General features: G+C 60.3%; 8 protein-coding genes and 1 pseudogene. 8 read left to right on the top strand and 1 reads right to left on the bottom strand.

The window, feature by feature from the left end:
• Positions 1-121: 121 nt before the first annotated feature.
• Genes nuoG through nuoN form a run of 8 tightly spaced genes read left to right on the top strand, consistent with a single transcriptional unit; the run spans position 122 to position 10122 of the window.
• On the top strand, positions 122-2836 hold the full coding sequence (nuoG, locus tag ACZRMS_RS03600; protein WP_463994160.1) for an NADH-quinone oxidoreductase subunit NuoG: 2715 nt from the start codon (positions 122-124) through the stop codon (positions 2834-2836).
• Entirely contained in the window at positions 2833-3840 is a 1008-nt protein-coding gene (gene nuoH, locus ACZRMS_RS03595; RefSeq protein ID WP_019828518.1) for an NADH-quinone oxidoreductase subunit NuoH, read from the top strand. The genes nuoG and nuoH overlap by 4 nt, the downstream gene beginning before the upstream one ends.
• A 12-nt stretch (positions 3841-3852) precedes the next feature.
• Positions 3853-4401 carry an NADH-quinone oxidoreductase subunit NuoI gene (gene nuoI / locus ACZRMS_RS03590; RefSeq protein ID WP_463994159.1) on the top strand — a complete coding sequence of 183 codons (549 nt, stop codon included), beginning with the start codon at positions 3853-3855 and terminating at the stop codon, positions 4399-4401.
• 9 nt (positions 4402-4410) lie between these two features.
• Positions 4411-4914 carry an NADH-quinone oxidoreductase subunit J gene (nuoJ, locus tag ACZRMS_RS03585; protein WP_463994158.1) on the top strand — a complete coding sequence of 168 codons (504 nt, stop codon included), beginning with the start codon at positions 4411-4413 and terminating at the stop codon, positions 4912-4914.
• 1 nt (position 4915) lies between these two features.
• Positions 4916-5224, top strand: a complete 309-nt coding sequence (gene nuoK / locus ACZRMS_RS03580) for an NADH-quinone oxidoreductase subunit NuoK (RefSeq protein ID WP_019412103.1) — start codon at positions 4916-4918, stop codon at positions 5222-5224.
• Positions 5221-7074: an NADH-quinone oxidoreductase subunit L gene (gene nuoL / locus ACZRMS_RS03575; protein WP_463994157.1), complete on the top strand. Its 1854-nt coding sequence runs from the start codon at positions 5221-5223 to the stop codon at positions 7072-7074. The genes nuoK and nuoL overlap by 4 nt, the downstream gene beginning before the upstream one ends.
• A 38-nt stretch (positions 7075-7112) precedes the next feature.
• Positions 7113-8645: an NADH-quinone oxidoreductase subunit M gene (gene nuoM, locus ACZRMS_RS03570; RefSeq protein ID WP_463994156.1), complete on the top strand. Its 1533-nt coding sequence runs from the start codon at positions 7113-7115 to the stop codon at positions 8643-8645.
• 7 nt (positions 8646-8652) lie between these two features.
• A complete protein-coding gene (gene nuoN / locus ACZRMS_RS03565) occupies positions 8653-10122 on the top strand; it encodes an NADH-quinone oxidoreductase subunit NuoN (protein ID WP_463994155.1) in 1470 nt (489 codons plus the stop codon).
• A gap of 1438 nt (positions 10123-11560) precedes the next feature.
• Here nuoN and ACZRMS_RS03560 read toward each other — a convergent pair.
• Positions 11561-11830 (bottom strand): annotated as a pseudogene (locus ACZRMS_RS03560) (short-chain dehydrogenase).
• Positions 11831-11924 lie beyond the last annotated feature (94 nt).

Genomic DNA, 11924 nt, shown 5'->3' with positions numbered 1-11924 from the left:
AGAGCGGTCCGTGCCGCTCTCTGATCGTTCGATAACGCCGTAAGGCTGAGTTGTTTCGAACGCATAACAAGATTCCATTAGCCACGCCCGCTGACACCGGGCCAACGAAGACCTTTGAACCATGGCCACTATCCACGTAGACGGCAAAGATCTCGAAGTCGATGGGGCAGACAACCTGTTACAGGCGTGTCTGTCGCTAGGCCTCGATATCCCGTATTTCTGCTGGCACCCCGCCCTGGGCAGTGTTGGCGCTTGCCGCCAATGCGCCGTCAAGCAGTACACCGACGAGAACGACAAGCGTGGTCGTATCGTCATGTCTTGCATGACCCCGGCCACCGACGGTAGCTGGATCTCCATCGACGACGAAGAAGCGAAAGTATTTCGCGCCAGCGTTGTTGAATGGCTGATGACCAACCACCCGCACGACTGCCCTGTGTGCGAAGAAGGCGGTCACTGCCACCTGCAAGACATGACCGTGATGACCGGCCACAACGAGCGCCGTTATCGCTTCACCAAGCGTACCCACCAGAACCAGCAACTGGGCCCGTTCATTTCCCACGAAATGAACCGCTGCATCGCCTGCTATCGCTGCGTACGCTTCTATAAAGACTACGCGGGCGGTACTGACCTGGGCGTGTTCGGTGCCCACGACAACGTGTACTTCGGTCGCGTTGAAGACGGCGTGCTCGAAAGCGAGTTCTCGGGCAACCTCACCGAAGTCTGCCCGACCGGCGTGTTCACCGACAAAACCCACTCCGAGCGGTACAACCGCAAGTGGGACATGCAGTTCTCGCCAAGCATCTGCCACGGTTGCTCCAGCGGCTGCAACATCAGCCCGGGCGAACGTTATGGCGAATTGCGTCGTATCGAAAACCGCTTCAACGGTTCGGTCAACCAGTACTTCCTGTGCGACCGTGGCCGTTTCGGCTATGGCTACGTCAACCGCACAGATCGCCCGCGCCAGCCATTGCTGGCCGACGGCACCAAGCTGAGCCTCGACGCAGCACTGGACAAAGCCGCTGACCTGCTGCGCGGTCGCAACATCGTCGGTATCGGTTCGCCCCGCGCCAGCCTCGAAAGCAACTATGCGTTGCGCGAACTGGTCGGCGCCGAGCACTTCTACTCAGGCATCGAAGCCGGTGAGCTGGAGCGCATCCGTCTGGTGCTGCAAGTATTGAAAGACAGCCCGCTGCCAGTGCCGAACATGCGCGAGATCGAAGATCACGACGCCATTTTCGTCCTCGGCGAAGACCTGACCCAGACCGCCGCCCGTATGGCGCTGTCGCTGCGTCAATCAGTCAAGGGCAAGGCCGAAGAAATGGCCGATGGCATGCGCGTACAACCCTGGCTCGACGCCGCCGTGAAGAACATCGGTCAACACGCCTTGCACCCGCTGTTCATCGCCAGCCTGGCTGAAACCAAGCTCGACGACGTTGCCGAAGAATGCGTTCACGCAGCTCCCGACGACCTGGCCCGTATCGGTTTCGCCGTAGCTCACGCCCTCGACGCCAGCGCACCTGCCGTTGCCGGCCTGGACGCTGAAGCGCTGGAACTGGCACAACGCATCGCCAACGCCCTGCTCGCCGCCAAGCGTCCGCTGATCATTGCCGGCACTTCCCTGGGTTCCAAAGCCCTGATCGAAGCCGCAGGCAACATCGCCAAAGCCCTGCACCTGCGCGAGAAGGCCGGTTCCATCAGCCTGATCGTGCCGGAAGCCAACAGCCTCGGCCTGGCCATGCTCGGCGGCGACTCGGTAGACGCCGCCCTGCAAGCGGTGATCGACGGTAAAGCCGACGCCATCGTGGTACTGGAAAACGACCTGTTCACCCGGGTTGACGCGGTCAAGGTCAACGCTGCACTGGACGCGGCCAAAGTGGTCATCGTTGCTGATCACCAGAAGACTGCGACCACCGACCGTGCCGACCTGGTACTGCCGGCCGCCAGCTTCGCTGAAGGCGACGGTACCCTGGTCAGCCAGGAAGGCCGCGCCCAGCGCTTCTTCCAGGTGTTCGACCCGACTTACCTGGACGCCAACATTCTGGTTCACGAAGGCTGGCGCTGGTTGCACGCCCTGCGCAGCACCCTGCTGAACAAGCCGGTTGACTGGACCCTGCTCGACCACGTGACTCAAGCCACTGCTGCGAGCACTCCTGCACTTGCCCGCATCGTCGATGCCGCGCCGTCTGCAGCCTTCCGCATCAAGGGCATGAAGCTGGCCCGCGAACCGCTGCGTTACAGCGGCCGCACCGCCATGCGCGCCAACATCAGCGTGCACGAGCCTCGCACCCCGCAAGACCCGGACACCGCGTTCGCCTTCTCCATGGAAGGTTACTCGGGCTCCGTCGAACCGCGCCAACAAGTGCCGTTCGCCTGGTCGCCGGGCTGGAACTCGCCACAAGCGTGGAACAAGTTCCAGGACGAAGTCGGTGGTCATATCCGCGCTGGCGACCCGGGCACCCGCCTGATCGAAAGCAAGGGTGATTCGCTGGGCTGGTTCGCCAACATACCGGGCGCTTTCAACCCGGCACGTGGCACCTGGCAAGTGGTGCCGTTCTTCCACCTGCTGGGCAGCGAAGAGAACTCTTCCAAAGCCGCGCCGGTACAAGAACGCATTCCGGCTGCTTACATCGCACTGGCCAAATCCGAAGCCGACCGTCTGGGTGTCAATGACGGAGCCCTGCTCAGCCTCAACGTTGCCGGCGTGACCCTGCGTCTGCCGCTGCGTATCAATGAAGAGCTGGGGTCGGGTCTGGTGGCATTGCCTGCCGGGCTTGCCGGTATCCCGCCCGCGATCTTTGGCCTTACCGTTGACGGTTTGCAGGAGGCAGCCCAATGACCTGGTTTACGCCTGAAGTGATCGACGTGATTATCTCGGTGCTCAAAGCCGTGGTGATCCTGCTCGCCGTCGTGGTGTGCGGCGCGCTGCTCAGCTGGGTAGAGCGTCGCCTGCTGGCCCTGTGGCAGGACCGTTACGGTCCGAACCGTGTGGGTCCGTTTGGCGCGTTCCAGATTGCTGCCGACATGATCAAGATGTTCTTCAAGGAAGACTGGACGCCACCGTTTGCCGACAAGGTGATCTTCACCCTGGCACCGGTTGTGGCCATGAGTGCCTTGTTGATTGCTTTCGCGATTATCCCGATCACCCCGACCTGGGGCGTGGCGGATCTGAACGTCGGCATCCTGTTCTTCTTCGCCATGGCCGGTCTGTCGGTCTATGCGGTGCTGTTTGCCGGCTGGTCGAGCAACAACAAGTTCGCCCTGCTGGGCGCCTTGCGGGCCTCGGCCCAGACCGTGTCCTACGAAGTGTTCATGGGCCTGGCCCTGATGGGCATCGTGGTGCAGGTCGGCTCGTTCAACATGCGCGACATCGTTGAGTACCAGGCCCAGAACCTGTGGTTCATCATCCCGCAGATCTTCGGTTTCCTGACCTTCTTCATCGCCGGCGTGGCCGTGACTCACCGTCACCCCTTCGACCAGCCGGAAGCAGAACAGGAACTGGCCGATGGTTACCACATCGAATACGCCGGCATGAAATGGGGCATGTTCTTCGTCGGTGAATACATCGGGATCGTGCTGATCTCGGCGTTGCTGGTGACTTTGTTCTTCGGTGGCTGGCACGGGCCTTTCGGCATCCTGCCGCAGATTCCGTTTATCTGGTTCGCCCTGAAGACCGCGTTTTTCATCATGATCTTCATCCTGCTGCGCGCTTCTATTCCGCGCCCACGGTATGACCAAGTGATGGACTTCAGCTGGAAGTTCTGCCTGCCGCTGACCCTGATCAATTTGCTGGTGACCGCTGCAGTCGTGTTGTTGAACACGCCCGCCGGCGCGGTTCAGTGAGGATAGAGACCCATGTTCAAGTACCTGTTTGACATCGTGCATGGCACCTACACCCAGCTTCGCAGCTTGGTGATGGTGTTTGGCCATGCCTTCCGCAAGCGTGACACGCTGCAATACCCGGAAGAACCGGTCTACCTGCCACCACGCTACCGTGGCCGGATTGTCCTGACCCGCGACCCGGACGGCGAAGAGCGTTGTGTAGCCTGTAACCTGTGCGCCGTAGCGTGCCCGGTAGGCTGCATCTCGCTGCAAAAAGCCGAAACCGAAGATGGCCGCTGGTACCCGGAGTTTTTCCGCATCAACTTCTCACGCTGCATTTTTTGCGGCCTGTGTGAGGAAGCCTGTCCGACCACCGCGATCCAGCTGACACCGGATTTCGAGATGGCCGAGTTCAAACGTCAGGATCTGGTGTACGAGAAAGAAGATCTGCTGATCTCCGGCCCCGGTAAGAACCCTGATTACAACTTCTATCGTGTTGCAGGTATGGCCGTAGCAGGCAAGCCGAAAGGCGCCGCCCAGAACGAAGCCGAGCCGATCAACGTGAAGAGCTTGCTGCCTTAAGGAAGAACGATGGAATTCGCTTTCTACTTCGCATCGGGTGTCGCTGTCGTGGCCACGTTACGCGTGATCACCAACACCAACCCTGTGCACGCCCTGCTCTACCTGATTATTTCGCTGATTGCCGTGGCGATGACGTTCTTTAGCCTGGGCGCACCCTTTGCCGGTGTGCTCGAAGTGATCGCCTACGCCGGTGCCATCATGGTGCTGTTTGTGTTCGTGGTGATGATGCTCAACCAGGGCCCTGCCTCGGTGACGCAAGAACGCCATTGGCTTAAACCGGGTATCTGGATCGGGCCAACCATTTTGTCCGCCCTGCTGCTGGCCGAGCTGCTGTACGTGTTGTTCGCTCACCAGAGCGGTGCTGCAATCGGTCAAACCACCATTGATGCAAAAGCCGTGGGCATCAGCCTGTTCGGCCCGTATCTGCTGGTGGTCGAACTCGCCTCGATGCTGCTGCTTGCTGCAGCTGTGACGGCGTTCCACTTGGGCCGTACTGAGGCGAAGGAGCAATAACATGCCAGGAATACCTCTCGAACATGGTCTCGCGGTAGCGGGCATCCTGTTCTGCCTCGGTCTGGTCGGCCTGATGGTCCGTCGCAACATTCTCTTCGTATTGATGAGTCTGGAAATCATGATGAACGCCGCTGCACTGGCCTTCATCGTTGCCGGTGCACGCTGGGCGCAGCCGGATGGACAGGTCATGTTCATCCTGGTGATCACCCTTGCAGCCGCTGAGGCCAGTATTGGCCTGGCGATCCTGCTGCAGCTGTATCGCCGCTTCCACACGCTTGATATCGATGCTGCCAGTGAGATGCGCGGATGAACCTTCTCTTTCTGACTTTCGTATTCCCCCTGATCGGCTTTTTGCTGCTGTCGTTCTCCCGTGGACGCTTCAGCGAAAACCTCTCGGCCGTAATCGGCGTCGGCTCCATTGGCCTGTCGGCCATCGTGGCCGCCTACGTGATCTGGCAATTCAACGTCGCACCGCCCCAGGGCGGTGAGTACACACAAGTGCTGTGGCAGTGGATGTCGGTGGAGGGCTTCAAGCCCAACTTCGCCCTGCATCTGGACGGCCTGTCGGTCACCATGCTCGGTGTGGTGGTCGGTGTCGGCTTCCTGATCCACGTGTTTGCCTCGTGGTACATGCGCGGTGAAGACGGCTACTCGCGTTTCTTCGCCTATACCAACCTGTTTATCGCCAGCATGCTGTTCCTGATCCTGGCCGATAACCTGCTGTTCGTGTACTTCGGCTGGGAAGGCGTGGGCCTGTGCTCATACCTGTTGATCGGTTTCTACTACAGCAACCGCAACAACGGTAACGCCGCACTCAAGGCCTTTATCGTGACCCGCGTCGGCGACGTGTTCCTGGCCATCGGCCTGTTCATCCTGTTCCAGCAACTGGGCACGTTGAACATTCAGGAACTGCTGGTTCTGGCACCTCAGAAGTTCCAGGCAGGTGATTTCTGGATCGTGCTGGCGACCCTGATGCTGCTGGGCGGCGCTGTCGGTAAATCCGCGCAACTGCCACTGCAAACATGGTTGGCGGACGCGATGGCCGGCCCTACTCCGGTGTCGGCACTGATCCACGCCGCGACCATGGTAACGGCCGGTGTCTACCTGATTGCCCGTACCCACGGCCTGTTCACTCTGGCGCCTGACGTACTGCACCTGGTCGGCATCGTCGGCGGTGTGACCCTGGTACTGGCCGGTTTTGCCGCACTGGTACAAACCGACATCAAACGTATCCTTGCCTATTCGACCATGAGCCAGATCGGCTACATGTTCCTGGCATTGGGCGTGGGTGCCTGGGACGGCGCGATCTTCCACCTGATGACCCACGCTTTCTTCAAGGCGCTGTTGTTCCTTGCATCCGGTGCGGTAATCGTTGCCTGCCATCACGAGCAGAACATCTTCAAGATGGGCGGCCTGTGGAAAAAACTGCCATTGGCCTACGCCAGCTTCATCGTCGGTGGCGCGGCGCTGTCTGCCTTGCCATTGCTGACTGCCGGTTTCTACTCCAAGGACGAAATTCTTTGGGAAGCCTTCGCCAGCGGTAACAACGAACTGTTGTATGCCGGCCTGGTCGGTGCATTCATGACCTCGCTGTACACCTTCCGCCTGATCTTCGTCACGTTCCACGGTGAAGCCAAGACTGAAGCCCACGCGGGCCATGGCGTTACCTACTGGCTGCCATTGAGCGTGCTGATCGTACTGTCGACCTTTATCGGCGCAATGATCACGCCACCACTGGCTGGTGTTCTGCCACAAAGCGTTGGCCATGCGGGCGGCGACGCCAAGCACAGCCTGGAAATCGCCTCGGGAGCCATCGCCCTCGCCGGTATCCTGCTCGCTGCCCTGCTGTACCTGGGCAAGCGTCGCTTTGTAACCGCAGTCGCCAACAGCGGCATCGGTCGCTTCCTGTCGGCCTGGTGGTTCGCTGCCTGGGGCTTCGACTGGCTGTACGACAAACTGTTCGTCAAACCGTACCTGTTGATCTGCCGCTTGCTGGCCAAAGATCCTCTGGACCAGACCATTGGTTTGATCCCGAAGATGGCCAAGGCCGGGCATAACGCCCTCAGCCGCAGCGAAACCGGTCAACTGCGTTGGTACGCTGCATCCATGGCCGCCGGTGCTGTACTGGTCATGGGCGCCATCGTGTTGGTAGCGGTCTGATATGAACCTTCGACTTTGCGAAAGGAATTGAGCCCGTCATGATTCTGCCTTGGCTAATCCTGATCCCCTTTATCGGCGGCCTCCTGTGCTGGCTGGGTGAGCGTTTCGGCTCCACCCTGCCCCGCTGGATTGCATTGCTGACCATGTCCCTTGAGCTTGCCCTCGGCCTTTGGCTGTGGTCCCAGGGGAACTACTCATTTGCACCGGCGCCTGGCGCCGATCCGACCTGGGCCCTTGAGTTCCAGCACACCTGGATCGCACGCTTCGGTATCAGCGTGCATCTGGCGCTGGACGGCCTGTCGCTGCTGATGATCCTGCTGACCGGCTTGCTCGGTGTGCTTTCGGTTCTGTGTTCCTGGAAAGAAATTCAGCGTCACGTGGGCTTCTTCCACCTGAACCTGATGTGGATCCTGGGCGGTGTGGTTGGCGTGTTCCTGGCCATCGACCTGTTCATGTTCTTCTTCTTCTGGGAAATGATGCTGGTGCCGATGTACTTCCTCATCGCGCTCTGGGGTCACAGCTCATCGGACGGCAAGAAAACCCGTATCTACGCCGCCACCAAGTTCTTCATCTTCACTCAGGCTTCCGGCCTGATCATGCTGGTGGCGATCCTGGGTCTGGTGCTGGTCAACTTCAACAGCACCGGCGTGATTACCTTCAGCTACGCCGAGTTGCTGAAAACCAAGATGTCGCTCACCACTGAGTACATCCTGATGCTGGGCTTCTTCATTGCCTTTGCCGTGAAGCTGCCGGTGGTACCGTTCCACTCCTGGTTGCCGGATGCTCACGCACAGGCACCCACAGCAGGTTCGGTCGATCTGGCCGGTATCCTGTTGAAGACCGCTGCTTATGGTCTGCTGCGTTTCGCCTTGCCGCTGTTCCCGAATGCTTCGGCCGAGTTCGCGCCGATTGCCATGGCCCTGGGCCTGATCGGGATTTTCTACGGTGCTTTCCTGGCCTTCGCACAAACCGACATCAAGCGTCTGATCGCGTTCTCCAGCGTTTCGCACATGGGCTTCGTACTGATCGGTATCTACTCCGGCAGCCAGCTGGCCTTGCAAGGCGCCGTGATCCAGATGCTGGCCCACGGTGTTTCGGCAGCGGCGCTGTTTATCCTCAGCGGCCAACTGTACGAGCGCCTGCATACCCGTGACATGCGTGAGATGGGTGGCTTGTGGTCCAAGATCGCTTACCTGCCGGCCATCAGCCTGTTCTTCGCGGCTGCATCGCTGGGCTTGCCGGGCACCGGTAACTTTGTCGGTGAGTTCCTGATCCTGATGGGCTCGTTCGCCAGCTTCCCATGGATCACGGCCATTGCAACGACCGGCCTGGTGTTTGGTTCGGTCTACTCGCTGATCATGATTCACCGTGCCTATTTCGGCCCTTCCAAGTCGGACGCCGTATTGGCCGGCATGGACGCACGTGAACTGATCATGGTGCTCGGTCTGGCGGTACTGCTGGTGTTCATCGGCGTGTACCCACAACCGTTCCTCGATACCTCCGCTGCCACCATGCATGGCGTGCAGCAATGGCTCGGCACCGCCTTCACTCAACTCGCTTCGGCCCGGTAAGAGCGCTATGGAATTCACGATCCAACACTTTATCGCGCTTGCTCCACTGCTGATTACCAGCCTCACCGTTATTGTGGTGATGCTGGCAATCGCGTGGCGCCGCAACCACTCACAGACCTTCCTGCTTTCGGTGGCGGGTCTTAACCTGGCCCTGCTGTCGATCTTCCCGGCGTTGAAAGTTGCTCCACTGGCTGTCACCCCGCTGTTGATGATGGACAACTTCGCCTTTCTGTACATCGGGCTGATCCTGGCCGCGACCCTGGCCTGCGTTACTCTGGCCCACGCATATCTGGGCGAAGGCGGCACCGGCTACCCGGGCAACCGTGAAGAGCTTTACCTGCTGATGCTGCTGGCTGCGACCGGCGGTATCGTGCTGGTCAGCGCACAGCACCTGGCCGGTTTGTTTATCGGTCTGGAACTGCTCTCGGTACCGGTTTACGGCCTGGTGGCATATGCCTTCTTCAACAAGCGTTCACTTGAAGCCGGCATCAAGTACATGGTGCTGTCGGCAGCCGGTTCAGCGTTCCTGTTGTTCGGCATGGCCTTGCTGTACGCCGAAGCCGGCAGCCTGAGCTTCAGCGGTATCGGTCACGCCCTGGCTGCCACCGGCGTACCTGCGCCGCTGGCCCAGCTGGGCCTGGGCATGATGCTGGTGGGCCTGGCGTTCAAACTGTCGCTGGTGCCTTTCCACCTCTGGACTCCGGACGTGTACGAAGGCGCTCCGGCCCCGGTCGCTGCGTTCCTGGCTACCGCGTCCAAAGTGGCTGTGTTTGCGGTGATGGTGCGTCTGTTCCAGATCACGCCGTCGGCCACTACCGGCGTGATGAGCGATGTACTGACCGTGATCGCGATTGCCTCGATCCTGTTCGGTAACTTGCTGGCCCTGACCCAGAACAACCTCAAGCGTCTGCTGGGTTACTCGTCCATCGCTCACTTCGGCTACCTGCTGATCGCCCTGGTGGCGAGCAAAGGCATGGCCATGGAAGCGATCGGCGTGTACCTGATCACCTACGTGCTCACCAGCCTGGGTGCGTTCGGCGTGATTACCCTGATGTCCTCGCCATACAAAGGCCGTGACGCCGATGCACTGTACGAGTACCGCGGCCTGTTCTGGCGCCGTCCGTACCTGACCGCCGTGATGACCGTGATGATGCTGTCGCTGGCGGGTATCCCGCTGACCGCCGGCTTTATCGGCAAGTTCTACATCATCGCCACTGGCGTTGAAGCTCACCAATGGTGGCTGGTGGGCTCCCTGATCCTGGGTAGCGCCATCGGCGTGTTCTACTACCTGCGTGTGATGGTGACCCTGTACCTGGTTGAGCCAAAGCTGCATCGCCACGATGCTCCGCTGAACTGGGAACAAAAAGCGGGCGGCGTCATGCTGCTGGCGGTTTCGGTCCTGGTGTTCTTCCTGGGTGTTTACCCGCAACCCATGCTGGAACTGGTGCAACACGCTTCGCTGGGCCTGATTGGCTAAGGCGTAAGCGTTGCACCCCAAACCCCGTGAAGGCCTGGCCTTTGCGGGGTTTTTTGTTGATCTTTCGCCCGGTCATCCCGTGGCTACAGCAAAAGCAAAGGTTAAGGCTTGAAACTGCACAACCCCTTGTGGGAGCGGGCTTGCTCGCGATGGCATCGGCGCGATTCAACTCAAATACCGCGCCGCTTGCATCGCGAGCAAGCCCGCTCCCACAGAGAAGATGTGCGAGTCTCGCAGACCTCGCCGCCAACCAGGCCGGCCGGTCGGCCGCCTCGGCGGGCATTGCTTTTGATCTGCCCGCCCCATCGGCAGGCCGAGAGGAGGTTCTGCGCAGTGGGCCTCCCGGCATGGATGCCGGGAGAGCCGCGATGGGCCATGGATGGCCCGTGGCGGCGTGCCCACGGAGCGGGACCGGAGCGAGGGCCGTACGCCAGGGGCAAGCCTTTTTGGTTACTTTTTCGGTGTCTGGAAAAAGTGACCCGCCGTAAGGGCGGAACCCATCTTCCAGTTAAGCGCGAATGCCGGATATGTACTCAACGCATCAGTAAGAGCGGGCTTGTTCGCGATGGCATCGGCGCGATTCAACTCAAATACCGCGGCGCTTGCATCGCGAGCAAGCCCGCTCCCACAGAGGAGATGTGCGAGTCTCGCAGACCTCGCCACCAACCAGGCCAACCAGGCCGGCCGGTCGGCCGCCTCGGCGGGCATTGCTTTTGATCTGCCCGCCCCATCGGCAGGCCGAGAGGAGGTTCTGCGCAGTGGGCCTCCCGGCATGGATGCCGGGAGAGCCGCGATGGGCCATGGATGGCCCGTGGCGGCGTGCCCACGGAGCGGGACCGGAGCGAGGGAACCTGAGCGAAGCGAGGGCCGTACGCCAGGGGCAAGCCTTTTTGGTTACTTTTTCGGCGTCTGGAAAAAGTGACCCGCCGTAAGGGCGGAACCCATCTTCCAGTTAAGCGCGAATGCCGGATATGTACTCAACGCATCAGTAAGAGCGGGCTTGCTCGCGATGGCATCGGCGCGATTCAACTCAAATACCGCGCCGCTTGCATCGCGAGCAAGCCCGCTCCCACAGAGGAGATGTGCGAGTCTCGCAGACCTCGCCGCCAAACAGGCCGGCCGGTCGGCCGCTTCGGCGGGCATTGCTTTTGATCTGCCCGCCCCATCGGCAGGCCGAGAGGAGGTTCTGCGCAGTGGGCCTCCCGGCATGGATGCCGGGAGAGCCGCGATGGGCCATGGATGGCCCGTGGCGGCGTGCCCACGGAGCGGGACCGGAGCGAGGGAACCTGAGCGCAGCGAGGGCCGTACGCCAGGGGCAAGCCTTTTTGGTTACTTTTTTGGCGTCTGAAAAAAGTGACCCGCCGTAAGGGCGGAACCCATCTTCCAGTTAAACGCGAATGCCGGATATGTACTCAACGCATCAGTAAAACAGACGATATCAGGAGGGCCGCAAGCGCCAGCCCAGCACATCGAGCAGGTCACAACCATCGCGCAGCAATTGCGCCGAAACAAAAGCCAGATGTTTGAGATCAACCGAATCGGCCTGTTGCATTTAGCGGCTGGAGAACATTTCCATCAGTTGGGTTACAGCCAGAAAGCGGGCGGCGGCGTTGGCATGGAGTACATCGAGAGGGGCGTTGCGGTCGATCAGCAAGGCGGGGATGGTGCAGTCGATAGCTGTTAACGGAATGTGCGGCGAATTCGTCATAAATAAATCTCTTAAAGTTCGATTTTAGCCATCCATTCTTGTCGCCAAACAAAAACAGGTGGCCGCTGTACGCGGGTTGGCGAACCGGTAACTT

This window comes from Pseudomonas sp. B424, from assembly GCF_055408345.1.
This window is presented reverse-complemented; position numbering and strand designations above follow the sequence as displayed.

Bases quoted from the DNA above. Each gene is read 5' to 3' on its own strand.
- nuoK (WP_019412103.1), top strand. From the start codon at position 4,916: ATGCCAGGAATACCTCTCGAACATGGTCTCGCGGTAGCGGGCATCCTG.
- nuoH (WP_019828518.1), top strand. From the start codon at position 2,833: ATGACCTGGTTTACGCCTGAAGTGATCGACGTGATTATCTCGGTGCTC.
- nuoI (WP_463994159.1), top strand. From the start codon at position 3,853: ATGTTCAAGTACCTGTTTGACATCGTGCATGGCACCTACACCCAGCTT.
- nuoM (WP_463994156.1), top strand. From the start codon at position 7,113: ATGATTCTGCCTTGGCTAATCCTGATCCCCTTTATCGGCGGCCTCCTG.
- nuoL (WP_463994157.1), top strand. From the start codon at position 5,221: ATGAACCTTCTCTTTCTGACTTTCGTATTCCCCCTGATCGGCTTTTTG.
- nuoJ (WP_463994158.1), top strand. From the start codon at position 4,411: ATGGAATTCGCTTTCTACTTCGCATCGGGTGTCGCTGTCGTGGCCACG.
- nuoN (WP_463994155.1), top strand. From the start codon at position 8,653: ATGGAATTCACGATCCAACACTTTATCGCGCTTGCTCCACTGCTGATT.
- nuoG (WP_463994160.1), top strand. From the start codon at position 122: ATGGCCACTATCCACGTAGACGGCAAAGATCTCGAAGTCGATGGGGCA.